The 17,710-nt window shown below is 69.1% G+C and carries 16 protein-coding genes; 12 read left to right on the top strand and 4 right to left on the bottom strand.

Going from position 1 to position 17,710, the window contains the following annotated elements; all coding sequences use genetic code 11:
• Positions 1-156 precede the first annotated feature (156 nt).
• Complete coding sequence (locus ACJ8AN_RS33480) at positions 157-2,100, top strand: glycoside hydrolase family 15 protein (RefSeq protein WP_407759619.1); 1,944 nt, start codon at positions 157-159, stop codon at positions 2,098-2,100.
• Positions 2,101-2,195: 95 nt separating this feature from the next.
• Here the strand turns inward: ACJ8AN_RS33480 and rpmF are convergent, their stop codons facing one another.
• The gene (rpmF, locus tag ACJ8AN_RS33475) at positions 2,196-2,384 is read right to left on the bottom strand and encodes a 50S ribosomal protein L32 (RefSeq protein WP_204227368.1); all 189 of its coding nucleotides are present in this window, start codon (positions 2,382-2,384) and stop codon (positions 2,196-2,198) included.
• A 250-nt stretch (positions 2,385-2,634) separates the two neighbouring features.
• On the opposite strand from rpmF, the gene plsX reads away from it, so the two are divergent.
• The 11 genes from plsX to ACJ8AN_RS33420 all read left to right on the top strand — a co-directional run bounded on the left by plsX (position 2,635) and on the right by ACJ8AN_RS33420 (position 13,705).
• Positions 2,635-3,699, top strand: a complete 1,065-nt coding sequence (gene plsX, locus ACJ8AN_RS33470; protein ID WP_407759618.1) for a phosphate acyltransferase PlsX — start codon at positions 2,635-2,637, stop codon at positions 3,697-3,699.
• 47 nt (positions 3,700-3,746) lie between these two features.
• Positions 3,747-4,730, top strand: a complete 984-nt coding sequence (locus tag ACJ8AN_RS33465) for a beta-ketoacyl-ACP synthase III (protein WP_407759617.1) — start codon at positions 3,747-3,749, stop codon at positions 4,728-4,730.
• Between the two features lie 34 nt (positions 4,731-4,764).
• Positions 4,765-5,700 (top strand): ACP S-malonyltransferase, encoded by a 936-nt coding sequence (gene fabD / locus ACJ8AN_RS33460; protein ID WP_407759616.1) that lies wholly within the window; start codon positions 4,765-4,767, stop codon positions 5,698-5,700.
• Between the two features lies 1 nt (position 5,701).
• Positions 5,702-6,448 carry a 3-oxoacyl-[acyl-carrier-protein] reductase gene (fabG, locus tag ACJ8AN_RS33455; RefSeq protein WP_407759615.1) on the top strand — a complete coding sequence of 249 codons (747 nt, stop codon included), beginning with the start codon at positions 5,702-5,704 and terminating at the stop codon, positions 6,446-6,448.
• A gap of 104 nt (positions 6,449-6,552) precedes the next feature.
• On the top strand, positions 6,553-6,795 hold the full coding sequence (gene acpP / locus ACJ8AN_RS33450) for an acyl carrier protein (RefSeq protein ID WP_375772602.1): 243 nt from the start codon (positions 6,553-6,555) through the stop codon (positions 6,793-6,795).
• A gap of 79 nt (positions 6,796-6,874) precedes the next feature.
• Entirely contained in the window at positions 6,875-8,131 is a 1,257-nt protein-coding gene (gene fabF / locus ACJ8AN_RS33445) for a beta-ketoacyl-ACP synthase II (protein WP_407759614.1), read from the top strand.
• A gap of 106 nt (positions 8,132-8,237) precedes the next feature.
• Positions 8,238-8,687, top strand: a complete 450-nt coding sequence (gene rpiB / locus ACJ8AN_RS33440) for a ribose 5-phosphate isomerase B (RefSeq protein ID WP_407759613.1) — start codon at positions 8,238-8,240, stop codon at positions 8,685-8,687.
• Positions 8,688-8,720: 33 nt separating this feature from the next.
• Positions 8,721-9,977: a serine hydroxymethyltransferase gene (gene glyA, locus ACJ8AN_RS33435; protein ID WP_407759612.1), complete on the top strand. Its 1,257-nt coding sequence runs from the start codon at positions 8,721-8,723 to the stop codon at positions 9,975-9,977.
• 43 nt (positions 9,978-10,020) lie between these two features.
• Positions 10,021-10,518 (top strand): transcriptional regulator NrdR, encoded by a 498-nt coding sequence (gene nrdR, locus ACJ8AN_RS33430; RefSeq protein WP_407759611.1) that lies wholly within the window; start codon positions 10,021-10,023, stop codon positions 10,516-10,518.
• 6 nt (positions 10,519-10,524) lie between these two features.
• On the top strand, positions 10,525-11,700 hold the full coding sequence (gene ribD / locus ACJ8AN_RS33425) for a bifunctional diaminohydroxyphosphoribosylaminopyrimidine deaminase/5-amino-6-(5-phosphoribosylamino)uracil reductase RibD (RefSeq protein ID WP_407759610.1): 1,176 nt from the start codon (positions 10,525-10,527) through the stop codon (positions 11,698-11,700).
• Between the two features lie 160 nt (positions 11,701-11,860).
• On the top strand, positions 11,861-13,705 hold the full coding sequence (locus tag ACJ8AN_RS33420; protein ID WP_407759609.1) for a methyl-accepting chemotaxis protein: 1,845 nt from the start codon (positions 11,861-11,863) through the stop codon (positions 13,703-13,705).
• A gap of 111 nt (positions 13,706-13,816) precedes the next feature.
• Here the strand turns inward: ACJ8AN_RS33420 and ACJ8AN_RS33415 are convergent, their stop codons facing one another.
• From ACJ8AN_RS33415 to ACJ8AN_RS33405, 3 genes are all read right to left on the bottom strand, one after another.
• Positions 13,817-14,752 carry a terpene synthase family protein gene (locus tag ACJ8AN_RS33415; protein ID WP_407759608.1) on the bottom strand — a complete coding sequence of 312 codons (936 nt, stop codon included), beginning with the start codon at positions 14,750-14,752 and terminating at the stop codon, positions 13,817-13,819.
• Between the two features lie 58 nt (positions 14,753-14,810).
• A complete protein-coding gene (locus tag ACJ8AN_RS33410; RefSeq protein ID WP_407759607.1) occupies positions 14,811-16,367 on the bottom strand; it encodes a hypothetical protein in 1,557 nt (518 codons plus the stop codon).
• Positions 16,368-16,668: 301 nt separating this feature from the next.
• The coding region (locus tag ACJ8AN_RS33405) for a cytochrome P450 (protein WP_407759606.1) at positions 16,669-17,710 on the bottom strand (1,042 nt) is incomplete at its 5' end.

Below are 17,710 nucleotides of genomic sequence, written 5' to 3'. Positions count from 1 at the left end.
TTGACGCGTCAATGCGCGGAGGAGCCCGGGATTCACGGTTGATTCCCCGGGCCGGTGGAGCCCTCCTGGGACTCGGATGCCCGGCTGGTGGGGGCACGGCTTCACTCACCGTCCGCGAGGATTCCTACCCTTGGTGGAAGAACGAGGGCTCCACGCATGGACCTGTACAGCGCCGCCAAGAGGATGAATCGGCCGTTCCGGTTCTCGAATCCGGGCTCTCACCGGGAGCTCTCCCTGGCCAGCCGCGGGCTGATTGGCGATGGGATTACGTGTGCCCTGGTCCGCCCCGACGGCATCATCGACTGGTTGTGCTTCCCGCGCTTCGACAGCCCGAGCGTCTTCGCGGGCATCCTCGACGACGAGCGCGGCGGCTACACCGGCATCACTCCGGCCGTCTGGCCCTTCGAGAGCCTCCAGCGCTACGACCCGGACACCAACGTCCTGGAGACGCTCTTCCGGGTGGAGCGCCAGGGCGTGGTGCGGATCATCGACTACATGCCGTGGACGAATGATCCACGCGCCACCATCCACGAGGTGCACCGGCGCATCGAGTGCGTGGAGGGCTCGCTCGAGCTCGACGTCGTCTTCGATCCGCGCTTCAAGTACGGGGAGTCCGAGACGCGGGTGGAGCGCGAGGAGCACGGGTTGGTGGCGAAGGGCTCGCTGGGCGAGCGGATGGTCGCGGTGCTCGATGGGGACGTGCAGTGGGCGCCCCGGGACACCGGGGGCCTCCGGGCGCGCATCAAGCTGGGCACGGGGGAGCGGCGGTGGATGGTGCTGGCGTGGGACTCGGATCGCCCCGAGCCCGTCGCCGCGTACCGTCCCTTCGAGCTGCTCCGGGCCACGCGCCAGGCCTGGCGGGACTGGTCCCGGCAGCTCCAGTACGAGGGGCCGTGGCGCCACCATGTGCTGCGCTCGGCGCTGGTGCTGAAGCTGCTCATGTACGCGCCCACCGGGGCCATGGTGGCCGCGGCCACCACCTCGCTGCCCGAGTGGATTGGGGGCCCGCGCAACTGGGACTACCGCTATAGCTGGGTGCGTGACGCGGCCATGGCCGTGCGCGCCACCAACGTCATCGGCTACCCCAACGAGTCCCGCGACTTCTTCTACTTCGTGCGCGACACGCTGAAGCACGGCGAGACGCTCCAGGTGATGTACTCGCTGGACGGGGGCCCGGTGCCCGAGGAGCGGCTGTTGCCCCATCTGGCCGGCTTCCAGGGCTCGAGCCCGGTGCGCATCGGCAACGACGCGAGGGATCAGCTCCAGTTCGACACCGCGGGCGCGCTGCTCGACGCGGCGTACCTCTACGAGCGGTTCGGCGGCCGCCTGCCGCTGCGCACCTGGGAGCTGCTCAAGCGGGTGCTGCTGACCACCGCCCGCCGCTGGCGCGAGCCGGACCATGGCATCTGGGAGCCACGCCGGGAGATGCGCCACAACGTGCACTCCAAGCTCATGTGCTGGCTGGGGCTGCACCGGGGCCAGCACCTGGCGCGGCTCTTCGCCGAGCCGGAGCTCCAGGAGGCGTGCGCCCGGGAGGCGGAGCTCATCCGCCAGGACATCCTCCGCCACGGCGTGGACCCCACGGGCCGGCACTTCGTGGGCTTCTACGGGGGCAACGAGCCGGATGCCTCGCTGCTGCTGCTGCCCATCGCCGGGTGTTTCCGGGCCTGCGAGCCGCTCGTCCAGGGGACCATCGACTGGCTGCGCGCCGAGCTGGGCGCGGGCCGGTTCCTCAAGCGCTACCGCATGGATGACGGGGTGGCGGGGCCGGAGGGGGGCTTCCTCCTGTGCGGCTTCTGGCTCGTCGAGGCGCTGGCCCTCTCCAACCGGCTCGAGGAGGCGGAGAACGTCTTCATGACCCACGCCGAGGCGGCCAACCACCTCGGGCTGCTCGCCGAGGAGATCCACCCGCTCACCCGCCAGCAGCTGGGCAACTTCCCCCAGGCCTTCAGCCACCTGGGGCTCATCAACGCCGCGACGCGGATCGACCTGGCGCTGCGGATGCGGGACGAGGGGGAGATAGCGCCCCCGCACCTGCTCGAGTCCGAGCCGCCCCCCATCCCGGGGAGCGACTGCGAGGACACGCGGGCCGCCCGGTGAGGCGAGGGGAGAGGGGACGCTCCAAAGCAGAAAGGCCGCCCCTCGGGAGAGGGAGCGGCCTTCGTGCCTTCCAGCGCGGAGCTGGAGTCAGTGCCTCACGCCTGGGCGCCCGGCACCGTCTCGCGGCCCTTGTAGAAGCCGCAGGCGGCGCAAGCGCGGTGCGGGAGCACCGGCTCCTTGCAGTTGGCACACTGAATCACCTGCACGGCGCTGCGCAGGTTGTTGTTCGCCGCCCGGCGGCGGTCACGACGCATCTTGGACGTACGCTTCTTGGGAACACCCACGGCTCACCTCTATATCGTCACGGCCCTGGACCCCGGGGTTTCCCACCGGTCCCGACCGGCAAAAGCTCGGAAGGCGGCGGACCCTAGCCGCTCGGAGCGTGTGAGTCAACGCGCGTGTGCGGGGGTCCACCGTGCCCTGTCCAACTGGAGCCGGGCCGGCCCCATTCTTACGCTCGGCCGGCCCGAGGTGTCCACCCGCCCGCTCTCCGTGCTCCCAGGCTCGGGGCGTCCATGGAAGGATGCGCCCGCGATGAGGCTCGTCCTGGATGCGATGGGGGGTGACCATGCCCCCGAGGCCCCCGTGCAGGGGGCCCTCTTGTTCGCGCGCGAGCACCCGGAGCACGAGGTGGTGCTCGTGGGTGACCTGGCGCGTCTGAGCGAGCCCCTGGCCCGCGCGGGGGGGGCTCCGGCCAACGTGCGCCTCCATCCCGCCTCGGAGGTGGTGGAGATGGAGGATCACGCCCTCTCCGCCATCCGCCGCAAGAAGGACTCCTCCCTCCGGGTGGGTTTCGAGCTGGTGCGCCGGGGGGAGGCGGAGGCCCTGGTGTCGGCGGGCCACTCGGGGGCGGTGATGGCGGGGGCGCTGCTGGTGCTCGGGCGCATCCCCGGGGTGGAGCGTCCGGCGATCGCCACGCTGCTGCCCACGGTGGAGGGGGGAGGGCGCTGCCTGCTGCTGGACGCGGGGGCGAACGTCGAGTGCCGGCCGGTGCACCTGGCCCAGTGGGCGGTGCTGGGCGAGGCGTACGTGCGCGCCCGCCTGGGCATCCCCCGTCCGCGCGTGGCGGTGCTCTCCAATGGCGAGGAGCCCTCCAAGGGCACCTCCCTCACCCGCGAGGCCTCCGCGCTGCTGCGTGCCTCGACGCTGGACTTCATCGGCTACGTGGAGGGGAAGGATCTCTTCTCCGGGAACGTGGAGGTCGTCGTCACCGATGGCTTCACGGGCAACGTGGTGCTCAAGGCGTCCGAGGGAGTGGCGGCGGCCGTCACGGGGCTGCTGCGCTCGGCCATCGAGCGGCGCGGGGGCCTGCCGGAGAAGCTGGGCGCGCTGCTGCTCCAGCCCACCTTCGCGGGCCTGAAGAAGATGATGGACTACGCGGAGTACGGAGGCGCGCCGCTGCTCGGCATCGAGGGCGTGGGCATCGTGGCCCATGGCCGCAGCTCGCCCCGGGCGTTGCAGCAGGCGCTCGAGGCCGCGCTTCAAACAGCCCGCGCCGGATTACGCGCCGAGTTGGCGCGGTGCGTTGCGGACTCCACCGCCTGGCTCCCCGCTCGCCAACGGGGAAAGGGGGCGACAGAGGAGGTCTTTTCCGATTAGAGAGCCCGCGCGGAGCGTTCGTGTCCGGTACACCCACAGGGGGCACCTTGGCACGCACGCAGATCATCGGTACCGGCTCGTACGCACCGGAGAAGGTCCTGACCAACGCCGACCTCGAAAAGATCGTCGACACGACGGACGCGTGGATTACCGAGCGCACCGGTATCCGCAAGCGTCGCGTGGCGGCGCCCGGCGAGACGACCAGCGACATGGCCGTGCAGGCGGCCCGGCGAGCGCTGGAGATGGCGGGAGTCCGGCCGGAGGAGCTGGGGCTCATCGTGGTGGGCACCGTCACGCCGGACATGCCCATGCCCTCCTGTGCTGCGGTGGTGCAGGCCAAGCTGGGGGCGAAGAACGCCTTCGCCTTCGATGTGTCGGCGGCGTGCTCCGGCTCGCTCTACGCCCTCAACGTAGCGGACCAGTTCATCCGCACCGGCCAGGTGAAGCGCGCGCTCGTCATCGGCGCGGAGATGCTCAGCCGCACGGTGAACTGGGAGGACCGCAACACCTGCGTGCTCTTCGGGGACGCGGCGGGCGCCATGGTGATCGCCCCCACCGAGGACGCCGGGCGCGGGCTGCTCTCCACGCACCTGTACACGGACGGCTCCCTCGCGGACATCCTCTGCATCCCGGGCGGCGGCTCGAGCAAGCCCGCGTGCGAGGAGGTGCTGAAGGAGAAGCTGCACACGCTGCACATGAATGGGCGCGAGGTCTTCAAGTTCGCGGTGCGCGCGCTGGCGGACTCGACGCACACGGCCCTCAAGGCCAACGGGCTGACGGTGCGGGACGTGGATCACGTCATTTCACATCAGGCCAACCTCCGCATCCTCGAAGCCGTGCTACAGAGGCTGGAGCTGCCCATCGATAAGTGTTGGCTCAACCTGCACGAATACGGCAATACGTCCTCCGCGTCCCTGCCCATGACGCTGGACGAGGCGAACCGGGCCGGCCGGCTGAAGCAGGGCGACGTGGTGGCGATGATGGCCATCGGCGCGGGGATGACGTGGGGCAGCGCGGTGATGCGCTGGTAGCCACTGGGAGTCATTCAGGGAGGGAGTAGGAAGCATGTCGAAGATCGCGTTCGTCTTCCCCGGGCAGGGCAGCCAGGCTGTCGGCATGGGGAAGGACCTGTACGAGAAGTTCCCCGAGGCCCGGGCCATCTTCGAGGCGGCCGACGAGGCGCTGGGCGAGAAGTTCTCCCAGATGCTGTTCGAGGGCCCCGAGTCGGCGCTCAAGCTGACGGCCAACACGCAGCCGGCCATCCTCACGGTGTCGGTGGCGGCGCATGCCGTCTTCTCCAAGCAGGGACTGGCGCCGGCCTTCGTGGCGGGACACTCGCTGGGGGAGTACTCGGCGCTGGTGGCGGCGGGCTCGCTGTCGCTGGCGGACGCGGTCCGGGCGGTGCGGGCCCGCGGCACCTTCATGCAGGAGGCGGTACCCGAGGGCGTGGGCGCCATGGCCGCCATCCTCGGCCTGCTGCCGGACAAGGTGAAGGCCGCGTGCGACGAGGCGGCCCAGGGCCAGGTGGTGTCGCCGGCCAACTACAACTCGCCGGAGCAGACCGTCATCGCCGGCCACGCGCAGGCGGTGGAGCGCGCTGGAGCGAAGTGCAAGGAGCTGGGCGCCAAGCGCGTCATGCCCCTGCCCGTGTCCGCTCCCTTCCACTGCGCGCTGATGGACCCGGTGAAGCCCCGCCTGGCCGAGGTGTTGGGCAAGGTGAAGGTGTCCGCTCCCTCCGTCCCGGTGGTGACGAACGTGGAGGCGAAGCCCAACGCGGACGCCTCCCGCGTGGTGCGGCTGCTGCTCGAGCAGGTCAGCTCGCCCGTGCGCTGGATTGAGTGCGTGGAGGCGCTGAAGGCCGAGGGCGTGACGCGCATCATCGAGCTGGGTCCCGGCAAGGTGCTGAGTGGACTCACCAAGCGCATCACCAAGGACATCGAGTCGTTCAACGTGGAAGACTCCGCGAGCCTGGAGAAGACCCTCGCGGCACTGGGAGCCTGAGATGAGCGCGTTCAAGGACAAGGTGGTGCTGGTGACGGGCGGCTCGCGCGGTATCGGCCGCTCCATCGCGGTGGCCTTCGCCAGGCAGGGCGCCACGGTGGTCATCAGCTACGCGGGCAACGAGGCCGCCGCCCAGGAGACCCTGGGCCTGCTCCAGGCCGCTGGCGCCAAGGGCGAGACGGTGCGCTTCGACGTGGCCGACAGCGCCGCGTGCGCTGGCGCCATCGAGAACGTGGTGAAGACGCACGGCCGCCTGGACGTGCTCGTCAACAACGCCGGCGTGGCCGTGGACGGCCTGGTCATGCGCGTGAAGGACGAGGACTGGGACAAGCAGCTGGACACCAACCTCAAGGGCGCCTTCGCGCTCATCCGCGCGGCCAGCCGCCCGATGATGAAGCAGCGGGGCGGGGCCATCATCAACCTGACCTCCGTGGTCGGGGAGATGGGCAACGGCGGACAGGCTGCCTACTCGGCCTCCAAAGCGGGCCTCATCGGCCTGACCAAGTCCGTGGCCCGCGAGCTGGCCAGCCGCAACATCCGCGTCAACGCCGTCTCTCCGGGCTTCATCGGCACGGACATGACCTCCCATCTCGAAGGCGAGACGCGCGAGAAGATGCTCTCCGCCATTCCCCTGGGCCGTCTCGGCTCTCCGGAGGACGTCGCCAACGCCGTCCTCTTCCTCGCCAGCGATTCCGCCGCCTACATCACCGGAGAAGTCCTCAAGGTGAACGGCGGCATGTACATGTAGCCAACGGTTGGATTGGGGGCGGGCGTGGAGTATACCGCGCCCCCGTTTACCAGGTCCGGGGAGTAGGACGGACCGCCACGCGGTTTCTGGAGGGTTCAATACCTATGTCGACTTCTGCTATCGAGGCCAAGGTCAAGAACATCATCGCCGACCAGCTGGGCGTGGGGGAGGACGAGATCAAGCCGGAGTCCTCCTTCATCGAGGACCTGGGCGCGGACAGCCTCGACATCGTGGAGCTCGTGATGGCGATGGAGGAGGAGTTCGAGGTCGAGATCCCCGACGAGGAGGCCGAGAACATCAAGACCGTCGGCGACGCCATCAACTACATCAACACCCACAAGAAGTAGGCAGCACGTAGGGCCGGGGAGCGCTGGTCCCGCCCAGCGTTCCATGGCAGCCGCAGCGCGCTTTTGAGTGGAGAGTCACGTGTCAAACCGTCGAGTCGTCGTCACCGGGACCGGAATCATCACGGCACTGGGTACCGGGACCGAGAAGAACTGGCAGGCGATGCTCGCCGGCAAGTCGGGCATCGGTCCCATCACCCGCTTCGATACGAAGAAGATCGATACGAACTTCGCGGGCGAGGCGAAGGACTTCGAGCCGGAGCAGTTCATCGACAAGCGCGAAGTGCGCCGGATGGACCTGTTCTCGCAGTTCGCCCTCGCCGCGGCCGACATGGCCGTCAAGGAGAGCGGTCTGCCGGTCGGGCCGGATGTGCCCCACGGCTACGCGCCCGAGAAGGTGGGCGTCATCGTCGGCTCGGGAATCGGCGGCATCTCCTCGCTCGAGGAGCAGCACCGCAAGGGGCTGGAGAAGGGGTTCGACCGCCTGTCTCCCTTCTTCATCATCCAGATGATCATCAACATGGCGCCTGGCCTCATCTCCATGCGCTACAACTGCAAGGGGCCCAACTGGGCGCCGGTGTCCGCATGCGCCACGAGCGCCCACGCCATCGGTGAGGCCTGGAAGTCCATCCGCCTGGGCGAGACGGACGCCGTCATCGCCGGTGGCTCCGAGGCCGCCATCACCCCGCTGGGCATGGGTGGCTTCTCGGTGATGAAGGCGCTCTCCAGCCGCAACGACAACCCCTCCGCCGCCAGCCGGCCCTTCGACAAGGACCGCGACGGCTTCGTGATGGGCGAGGGCGCGGGCATCGTCGTGCTCGAGGAGCTGGAGCACGCGAAGAAGCGCGGCGCCAACATCCTGGCGGAGCTGGTGGGCTACGGGGCCAACTCGGACGCGCACCACGTGACGCAGCCGGCCCCCGAGGGCGAGGGCGCGGCGCGCTGCATGCGTCTGGCGCTGGCCTCCGCGGGGATGAACCCGTCGGACGTGGGCTACATCAACGCGCACGGCACCTCGACGCCGTTCAACGACGCCAACGAGACGAAGGCCATCAAGGCCGTCTTCGGCGACCACGCCCGCAAGCTGGCGGTGTCGTCCACCAAGTCCATGACCGGCCACATGCTGGGCGCGGCCGGTGGCGCCGAGGCCGTCATCAGCGTGATGACGCTCCAGCGCGGCGTGATTGCCCCGACCATCAACTACACCACGCCGGATCCGGACTGCGATCTGGACTACGTGCCGAACCAGGCGCGCGAGCAGCGCGTGGACGCGGTGATGAGCAACTCGTTCGGTTTCGGCGGCACCAACGCGGTGCTGCTGTTCAAGCGCTTCAAGTAGTCAACCCCTCCCTCTCCCGCCGGGAGGGGGTCGGGGTGAGGGTCGCGAGGACCGGGGGCCCACCCCCGTGTCCGCCCCGTGTCCGAGAGGAAGAGGGAGGGCTCACGTGAAGGTGATCATCGCGTCGGATCATGCGGGCCTGGAGCTGCGCCGGGAGCTCGTGAGCGTGCTGAAGGAACTGCGCGCCGAGGTCGACGACGTCGGCCCCACCACGAACGCCTCGGTGGACTATCCGGACTTCGCCCGGCAGGTGTGCCGGGGCGTGGCGGCGGGCGACTACACCTTGGGCGTGCTGGTGTGTGGCACCGGCATCGGCATGAGCATCACGGCCAACAAGTACCGCGGCATCCGCGCGGCCCTGTGCACGAGCGAGTTCGAGGCGCGCATGACGCGGGCCCACAACGACGCCAACGTGCTGTGTCTGGGGCAGCGGGTGGTGGGCGCGGGCCTGGCCCGGAGCATCCTGGAGGCCTTCCTGGCCACGCCTTTCGAGGGCGGCCGGCACCAGAAGCGCCTGGACAAGATTCGCGAGGCCGAGTCCGAGAGCGGACGCTGAAGCCCGCATTCCCCACCTGAGGAGAGCGTGTCCATGGAGAACACCCGTAGGTTGGCCGAGGTCGATCCGGAGATTGCCAGGGTCGTCCACGAGGAGACGCGGCGCCAGGAAGAAGGCCTGGAGCTCATCGCCTCGGAGAATTTCGTGAGCCCCGCCGTGCTGGAGGCGATGGGCTCGGTGCTGACGAACAAGTACGCCGAGGGCTACCCGGGCAAGCGCTACTATGGCGGTTGCGAGGTGGTGGACGTGGCGGAGAACCTCGCCATCAACCGCGCCAAGGAGCTGTTCAGCGCGGACTACGTCAACGTCCAGCCGCACTCGGGCAGCCAGGCCAACATGGGCGCCTACATGGCGCTGATGAAGACCGGCGACACCCTCCTCTCGCTGGATTTGAACTCGGGCGGCCACCTCACGCACGGCGCCGCGTTCAACTTCTCCGGCAAGCTCTACAAGGTCGTCCACTACGGGCTCACCCGGGACACCGAGACGCTGGACTACGCGCAGGCCGCGGCGCTGGCCAAGGAGCACAAGCCGAAGGTGGTGGTGGTGGGCGCCTCGGCGTACCCGCGCACCATCGACTTCGCGAAGTTCCGGGAGATCGCCGACAGCGTGGGCGCGGCGATGATGGTGGACATGGCGCACATCGCCGGCCTGGTGGCCGCGGGCGTGCACCCCTCGCCGGTGCCCATGGCGGACATCGTCACCTCCACCACGCACAAGACGCTGCGAGGCCCGCGTGGCGGCCTCGTGCTGGCGAAGGAGCAGTACGGCAAGACGCTCAACAGCCAGATCTTCCCGGGCATCCAGGGCGGCCCGCTGATGCACGTCATCGCCGCCAAGGCCGTGGCCTTCCGCGAGGCGCTCACCCCCGAGTTCAAGGCCTACCAGCGGCAGATCGTCGCCAACGCCCAGGCGCTCGCCGAGGCGCTCAAGCGCGGCGGGCTGCGGCTGTGCTCGGGCGGCACGGACAACCACCTGATGCTGGTGGACCTGCGCCCCAAGAACCTCGTCGGCAAGGTGGCCGAGGAGGTGCTGGGCAAGGCGGGCATCACGGTGAACAAGAACATGATTCCGTTCGACCCGGAGAAGCCCACGGTGACCTCGGGCGTGCGGATTGGCACGCCGGCCGTCACCTCGCGCGGGATGAAGGAGGCGGAGATGGCCACCATCGGCGCCTTCGTGGTGGAGGCGCTGGACCACGCCTCGGACGAGAAGCGGCTGGCCAACGTCCGCGCGCGCATCCAGGAGTTCACCCAGGGCTTCCCGCTCTACGCCTCGCGGCTGAAGTAACCCCGGGGCGGGGGTTCTTCCCTCGCTCCCGATTCCCGATTCCATGCGCTGCCCCTTCTGCCAGGACCCCGAGAACAAGGTCATCGACTCGCGCGAGTCGCACGAGGGCTCTGTCATCCGCCGGCGGCGCGAGTGCCTGCAGTGCAAGCGGCGCTTCACCACGTACGAGCGGGTGGAGGAGCTCTACCCGCTCATCGTGAAGAAGGATGGGCGGCGCGAGACGTTCGACCGGGACAAGCTGCTGGCGGGGCTGAAGAAGGCCTGCGAGAAGCGGCCGGTGTCGGCGGATCAGCTCGAGGAGACGGTGGTCGCCATCGAGCGGCTGCTGCAGGGGATGGGGGAGAAGGAGGTGCCCTCGTCGGTCATCGGCGAGGAGGTGATGCGCCGGCTGCATGCGCTGGACGAGGTGGCCTATGTCCGCTTCGCCTCGGTGTACCGGAGCTTCCGTGACATCTCCGAGTTCATGGAGGAGCTGAAGGACCTGCTGTCGGACCGGACGCGGGAGCGCAAGCCATCGCGGCCGGCGGGCAAGGATGGTTGACGGGCGATGCGGCTCTTGACGCGAGCGCGGTTGCAGGCACGGCGAGCCCCTCGGGCCAAGCGCGCGGCGGACTTCGACCGGGCGGTGGCGGAGTTCTTCATGCGCCTGGCGCTGGAGGAGGCCGCGAAGGGCCTGGGGCGCACCAGTCCCAATCCGGTGGTGGGCGCGGTGCTGGTGAAGGGCGGCCGCATCATCGCCCGGGGCTACCACCGGCGGGCCGGCACGGCGCACGCCGAGGTGGTGGCGCTGGAGACCGCGGGCATCAAGGCGCGTGGCGCGGACCTCTACACGACGCTCGAGCCGTGCGACCACTACGGGCGCACCCCTCCGTGCAGCCAGGCCATTCTCGATGCGGGCGTGCGCCGGGTGTTCACCGGCTCGTCGGACCCCAACCCGAAGGTGAATGGCAAGGGCGTGGCGCGGCTGCGGCGCGCGGGCGTGGAGGTGGTCACCGGCGTGTTGAAGGACGAGGCGGACCTGCTCAACCGGCCCTTCTTCAAGGCCATGAGCACCGGCCTGCCCTACGTCACGCTCAAGGCGGCGGTGACGCTGGATGGCAAGCTGGCCACCGCCACGGGGGACTCGCGCTGGGTGACGGGCGAGCAGGCCCGTGCGCGGGTGCACCAGCTGAGGGACCAGGTGGACGTCATCCTCGTGGGGGCCAACACCGTCCGGAAGGACAACCCCCAGCTCACCACGCGGCTGCCCGACGGCGGGGGGAAGGATCCGGTGCGCGTGGTGGTGGACTCGCACCTGGGCCTGTCCCCGAAGCTGACCGTCTTCACGCAGCGCTCCCCGGCGCGCACCGTGGTGGCCACGCTGGAGGACCCCGCGGGCCGCAAGGCGAAGCGCCTGCTCGCGGCCGGTGCCGAGGTCTGGCAGATGCCCGCGAAGGGCGAGCGGGTGGACCTCGCGGCGCTCATGCGCCGCATCGCGAAGGAAGGCCTCAACCACGTGCTGGTGGAGGGGGGGGCGGAGATGTACGGCTCGTTCCTGCGCGAGGAGCTCGCGGACGAGCTGCTGCTCTTCGTCGCCCCCAAGCTGATTGGCAGCGAGGGCCTGTCGTGGACGGGCTCGCTGGGCGTGAAGCAGATGGCCCGGGCGCTCACCGTGGGCAAGCTGTCCTACGAACAGGTGGGAGAAGATCTGCTCATCCGCGCCCGCCTCTCCGACTCGAAGTGAAGATGCGGTGTCCACCCGATGTGCGCCTGCTCGCCAGGCGGGGGAGGGCACGTCCACTTGCTGACGTTTCCTGTATTCCCGGAGCCTGTTACCCGGCCTTGGAGCTTGGGACTCCAGAGTGTAGGCTCCGGGGGCTCGCTCCAGAGGTTCAGACCCGCCTATGCGTCCTCTTTCGCCAGAAGCCGAAGACATTTTCAAACGGCTCTTCAAGACGATCCAGAACTACTCCACGCTGGGAACGCCCGTGCTGGTGTACCTGCTGGTGCTCATCTGTGGTCTCGACGCATCGCAGGGCAAGACGGTCGCGCTCTGGGTCGTGCCGGTGTTGATCCCCCTCACGGGCGTCATCCTGCCGCGCATGGTCATCAAGTATCTGGTCGGCCGGGCCATCGACGCGGGGCCCGAGGTGCCGCCAGAGCAACGGCTGCAGTGGCTGCTCCAGCTTCCCAGTCAGCTGGCGCTGTTCATGTTCATGACCTCGGTGGTCGGTGGCGTGAGCTTCGCCAGTGTCTCCGTGCTGCTCTACAGCAAGAGCCCGTGGATCATCCCCTGGGCGGTCACCGGGCTGGGTCTGTCGATGCTCATGGTGGTCATCCTGGAGCGGCTCGCCTTCGAGGACATCCTGCGTCCCTTCGCGGTGGCGTTCTTCCACCAGGCGCCCGACCGGATGCCGAAGGGACGGGGCATCTCCTGGGCGCGGCAGTCCTGGATGCTGCCCACCGCCTTCGCCATCTTCGTGCTCTCCACCCTGGTCACCACGCTCACCATCCTCGGCCGGCAGGGGTATGAGGCCTTCATCTCCCTGCGCACCCAGCTCGTCTCGATCACCTCGGGCGAGCAGGCCGCTCAGTTGCTGAGCGAGACCGTCGGCAAGATGGCTGGCTCCCTGTTGCTCCCCGTGACGCTGGTGGGCACCTACGTGCTCTCCATCGCCGCCTACACCGCCTGGCGCATGGCCCGTCACCAGACGGAGGGCGCCCGGAGCATCGCCCAGTCGCTGGAGGGCCTGGCCCAGGGCAAGCCCTCGCTGCCCAAGTGGGTCTCCACGGATGAGATCGGCGACCTGGCCGCCGCCACCGCCGGCGTCTTCGAGCAGCTGCGCTCCTTCTCGTTGTCGCTCAAGGACTCCGCCCTCTCGCTGCAGGATTCGGCCAAGCAACTCGGCTCGTCCACCTTCAAGCAGACGGAGATGCTCTCCATCCAGGCCTCCGCCCTTCAGGAGACCCAGGTCACCGCGCAGGAGATCAAGACCACCTCGCTGGTGGCCTCGCAGAAGGCCGGCACCATCCTCACCCAGGCCGAGCGCGCCGATGAGATCAGCCGCACGGGCGAGCTCGCCCTGCAGCAGGGTCTGGCCGGCATCGAGGAGATTGGCTCCCAGGTGCGCGAGATGGCCATGAGCATCAAGTCCCTGGACGAGCGGGCGCGGCAGGTGGCGCGCATCACCTCCATCGTGAAGGACCTGGCCGACCAGTCGAACATGCTCGCCCTCAATGCCGCCATCGAGGCGGTGCGCTCGGGCGAGAGCGGCCTGGGGTTCGGCGTGGTGGCCAAGGAAATCCGCTCGCTGGCCGATCAGTCCATCCGCGCCACCGCCAACATCCGCAGCATCCTGCAGGACATCAGCAACGCCATCGCCACGGCCAACTCCCTCACGCTCAAGGGCAGCCAGCGCGTCGAGGCCAGCCTCCGGCAGATCCGTGAGTTCAGCGATCAGGCCCAGCAGGTGTCCGCCATCGTCCGGGACAACGCCTCCTCGGTGCGGCAGATCACCGCCGCCGTCACCCAGCAGGATGCTGGCATCGCGCAGATCACCCAGGCCGTGCAGCAGCTCACCACCGTGATGGAGCAGACGATGGCGCAGATGCACGCCTCGAACGAAGCCATCTCCGTGGTGCGCAACGTGGCCGAGCAGGTGTCCGACGTCGTCACCAGCTACGGCTGGTCGCAGAAGGCGGAGTCACAGGCCGCGAGCGTCCCCAACACACCCCGCGTCACGGGTTGAGCGCCTCCGGCGGGTGCCCACCCCTCCCGAGGGGATGGGCATCCCGCCGCATGCCGCTCCTCCAGGCGCGGCGCGACAGGGCGGGGTGGCCCCGTCGCCGCCGCCCCGCTCTCACTTCTGGCGGAAGAACGGATCCCGCTTGCTGTAGGTCTCGATGATCGCCGTGATGGCCTTGAGGAACGGCGCGGTGTCGATGCCCTGCACGCCGGTGAGCAGCTCCCGGCAGGTGTTGAGGTTCTCGAACGCCTTCTGCCGGGTCTTCTCGAAGAGCGGCTGCAGCGTGGGAAGCACGGCCTGGTACTGCGCCTCGCTCTCCAGCTTGCGCTCGACGCCGGGCATGCCGGACTCCATGGCGCGGATGCGGATGATGTTGAGGTTGTCCTCGTCCACCAGCTCCCGCTTGAGCGAGCCCATGTCCGAGGCGAACTTGATGGCCAGTCCGAGCTGCTCGTACCCCAGCCGCATGCGGCGGTAGGTGGCGGGCTCGAGCGTCTGGTCCGCGAAGAGGCAGTCCAGGTCGAAGAAGTGTTTGATGCCCGCGGTGACCGTCGAGTACTTGCTGTACTCCTCCGAGTTGGCCGCCCACCTCTCCTTGTTGATGCAGTACTCGAAACAGAAGCCCGTCATCAGCTCCCAGAAGTCGAAGTAGAAGAGCTCGCGCAGGGGCGCTTTGGCCGCGTCCTGGGGCAGCCGGGAGAGGATCGCATCGAGCGTGCTGGCTCCGGCGGTGGCCCCCGGGAGCGCTCCCGGCTCTCCGCGTGAGCGCCGCAGCAGCAGCTGGATGCTCGAGTCCAGGTGGTGCCGGGTGCCCTCCGCCCGGTCCATCTCGTCGTCCACGACGATGTTCCACAGGCTGTAGAAGCTCTTGAGCAACACCACGGTGCGCAGCCGCTCCGCGGGGACGAGCGGCAGCGTGAGGCTGGCGGAAACGTGGCTGATCTGCTCGAAGTACTGCCGCGGGTTGCCGCGCTCGAAGTGGATGCCGTGGGAGCGGATGAACTCCGCGATCTCGTCCCCAATGGACGAGGCGTCAGAAGGGCTGAGCATGGCGGGACCATACCACGCGGGCAGAGCCGGACGGCCCTGCCCGGTGGGGGTGCGCCGCTCACGCCGTGCGCTGCGTGGGCCCTTCCGAGAAGCCCTCCAGGCCGAGCGCCTTCGCGCAGAGGATCTGCGCGGTGAGCACCGAGGCGCGGATCACCAGCAGCGGGCGGTACAGCCCCTTGCCGATCCACAGGTGCGGATGGAGGTCATCGGACTCCGTGCCGTCGTACTGCTCGAGGAACGCGAGGCCGTCTTGGAGGACGGCCGGGTCCACCGGCAGCCCCTTGAGCTGGCAGATGGCCAGCGCGTAGAGGGCGTAGGCCGTCTCCTCCGCCGAGCTGCGATTGAACCAGCCCCACCCCCCATCGGGGCGCTGCGTCTCCTGCAGCCACCGCACGGAGGGCTGGACGCTCGCGGCATCCCAGCGCAGCAGGGGGATCACGGTATGGCTGGTGACGTAATACGGGGAGGCGTGCCACTTGTCCGTCCAGTAGGCCCCCTCGATGCGCCGCTCCAGCAGGAAGCGCGCGACCTTGTCCGTGGTGGCCGTGCCGCCCGGGTGGGGGCGGCCGACGATGGCCTCCAGCACGTGGGCGTTCGCGCTCACCGACAGGCCGCGCTCGGCCAGGAAGCCGACGAAGCCATGCGGCCGCTCGTACTGGTTGAGCAGCGACCAGTCCACGGAGTAGCCGGTGTCGTGCAGCAGCATCAGGCCCACCGCGGTGTCGTCCGAGTCACCGTAGAGCACCTCCGTGGACCACCCCAGGCCGTGCGGACCGACCTGTTTGGCGACGAAATCCAGGTGCGGCTTCAGCTCGGCGCGCAGCTCGGGGAAGAGCCCCGCCAGCTCGAAGTGGTACAGCAGCCAGATGGCGGTCCACAGCTGCGACGGCATGTTGCAGGGCGTGCGCTTGGGGCCCCACGTCTTCGCCATCTCCTGGCAGAAGCGGAACGCCGTCTCATTGCCCGCCTGCCGGGCGAAGTAGGCCGTGGAGGCCACGCTCCCGCTCATGGAGCCGTTGGGCGCCAGCAGCGCCACCGCCTTCTCCTTGTCCACGGTGTCGCCCATGAACTCGATCGTGTAGCCCAGGTTGAAGGTGGGCGCGTACTTGAGCTTCTCGGGCACCTTCGACAGCTTCTCGTCGCGCAGGGCCGAGGTCTCCGCGCGCTGCGCATTCAGCTCGAAGCCGCGCTTGCAGCACTCCTCGATGAGCGAGGCGGCCACCAGCTCGAAGCCAATGGTCAGATCCGGCTCCTGCTTGAGCCGGTGCCAGTTGTCGCGCACGAAGGCCGCGCCCCGCTCGGCCTTCCTCCGGGCCTCGGGGCCGTTGTCGAACTCGATGACCGCGAGGATGGAGGCGAGCGTGGCCAGGATGCGCGCCGACATGTAGTCCACCGTGGGCGCCCAGCCCCCGTCCTTCGGATCCTGGCCGCGGCGCACCTCCTTCACGAACTCCGGGAAGGCGGGCTCGCGGGTCCCGGGTTTCGGGACGCGTGCCATCCAGGCCGCGTCATATTCCGAGTGCCCCATGTCATCCCAGTTGCCATGGGTGAGGAGATCACGCGCACGAGCCAGGATCTGGGCTCGGGAGAGCGGACGGACAGCGGTCTTGGACATTCCGTGGACTCCTTGGACAGCCCGGTTCCGGGCCGCGGCAAGCAGGGGTTCTCATCCCAGCAGGGGATTGGGGGTGCCGAGCGGGACGCACGGGTGCGGCCCGGGAGCGGCGGTCGTTCCAAGGCTCATCGGCCTCTCGACAACCGCGGTCCCGCGTGCGCCCATGGCGCCCGCAAGTTGAACATGGCCTCTCGGATTGCACAAGCCGACCCACCCCGTGCTTCCGCGCCGTCCACGGACAGTGTTGGCGCCTGCCGCCGCGCGTGGAGGGAGGGGGCCGCGCCACCCGCGCGAGGCGGTGTCACCACCGCACGGGCAGGGAGTCGAAGCCCCGGGAGAGCAGTCCCTGCACCTTGCGCTTGGGCGGCTGCTCCTCGTCATGGCGCAGGCCGGGCAGACTCTGCAGCAGCATCTCGACGGCGACAGTCAGCTCGCGGCGCGCCAGACCCGCGCCCAGGCAGTGGTGGGGCCCGAAGGCGAAGCTCAGGTGCTTCTGCTGGTAGCTGTCGCGGGTGATGTCGAAGCGGTCCGGGTCGGGGAAGATGTCGGGATCGCGGTTGGCGGCCGCCAGCCCCATGTGCACGATCTGCCCCTTCTTGATGGTGCGCCCACGCAGCTGGAAATCCTCGATGGCCACGCGGTTCATGAAGGTGACCGCCGGAGTGTAGCGCAGCCCCTCTTCCAGGGCCGACTTCAACAGGCTCGGGTCCTCCCGCAGCTTGTGGAACTCCTGGGGGTGACTCAACAGATCGTGCACGAGGTTGCTGATCTGATCGGTGGTGGTCAGGTGCCCGGCGGTGACGAGCAGGATGGCGTTGGCCACCACCTCGTCCGTGCTCATCTTGCCCGCCTGCTCGACCTGGATCATGCCGCTGAGCATGTCGGCGCCCGGCTGGGTACGGCGCTCCTCGACGAGCCTGGCGAGGTACTCGCTCATGCCCACCAGGGCGTCGTTGGCCCGGCGGCCCACGGCGGCCAGCTCGGCGGCGGTGGTCGCCGTGCCGCTGGAGAAGTCGGCGATGGGCTGGCCCCAGGCCCGGAAGCGCTCGCGATCCTCGTCGGGAATGCCGAAGAGCTCGGTGATGACGGTGGGCGGCAGGTTGTAGGAGATGTGCCGGGCCACGTCCATCCGGCCCTCGTTGCGCACCTGATCCAGCAGCATCGAACTGCTGCGGCGGATGGCGGGCAGCCAGCTGTCGAGCGCCTGGGGCGAGAAGCTCGGGCTGGCCTGCCGGCGCAGGCGGACGTGGGCCGAGCCATCCTTCATGATCATCTGCCGCCGGGTGATCTGCACCAGATCCTTGATGATTTCCGGGCCGGCTTCCCGGAACTGGTACTCGAAG

Source organism: Archangium sp. (genome assembly GCF_045802675.1).
Classification (GTDB): Bacteria; Myxococcota; Myxococcia; order Myxococcales; family Myxococcaceae; genus Archangium.
The sequence above is the reverse complement of the archived record's forward strand: the minus strand, read 5'-3'. Positions and strand labels throughout refer to the sequence as shown.

Bases quoted from the DNA above. Each gene is read 5' to 3' on its own strand.
- ACJ8AN_RS33410 (WP_407759607.1), bottom strand. From the start codon at position 16,367: ATGTCCAAGACCGCTGTCCGTCCGCTCTCCCGAGCCCAGATCCTGGCT.
- ACJ8AN_RS33415 (WP_407759608.1), bottom strand. From the start codon at position 14,752: ATGCTCAGCCCTTCTGACGCCTCGTCCATTGGGGACGAGATCGCGGAG.
- ACJ8AN_RS33480 (WP_407759619.1), top strand. From the start codon at position 157: ATGGACCTGTACAGCGCCGCCAAGAGGATGAATCGGCCGTTCCGGTTC.
- fabG (WP_407759615.1), top strand. From the start codon at position 5,702: ATGAGCGCGTTCAAGGACAAGGTGGTGCTGGTGACGGGCGGCTCGCGC.
- acpP (WP_375772602.1), top strand. From the start codon at position 6,553: ATGTCGACTTCTGCTATCGAGGCCAAGGTCAAGAACATCATCGCCGAC.
- fabD (WP_407759616.1), top strand. From the start codon at position 4,765: ATGTCGAAGATCGCGTTCGTCTTCCCCGGGCAGGGCAGCCAGGCTGTC.
- plsX (WP_407759618.1), top strand. From the start codon at position 2,635: ATGAGGCTCGTCCTGGATGCGATGGGGGGTGACCATGCCCCCGAGGCC.
- nrdR (WP_407759611.1), top strand. From the start codon at position 10,021: ATGCGCTGCCCCTTCTGCCAGGACCCCGAGAACAAGGTCATCGACTCG.
- ribD (WP_407759610.1), top strand. From the start codon at position 10,525: ATGCGGCTCTTGACGCGAGCGCGGTTGCAGGCACGGCGAGCCCCTCGG.
- glyA (WP_407759612.1), top strand. From the start codon at position 8,721: ATGGAGAACACCCGTAGGTTGGCCGAGGTCGATCCGGAGATTGCCAGG.
- ACJ8AN_RS33420 (WP_407759609.1), top strand. From the start codon at position 11,861: ATGCGTCCTCTTTCGCCAGAAGCCGAAGACATTTTCAAACGGCTCTTC.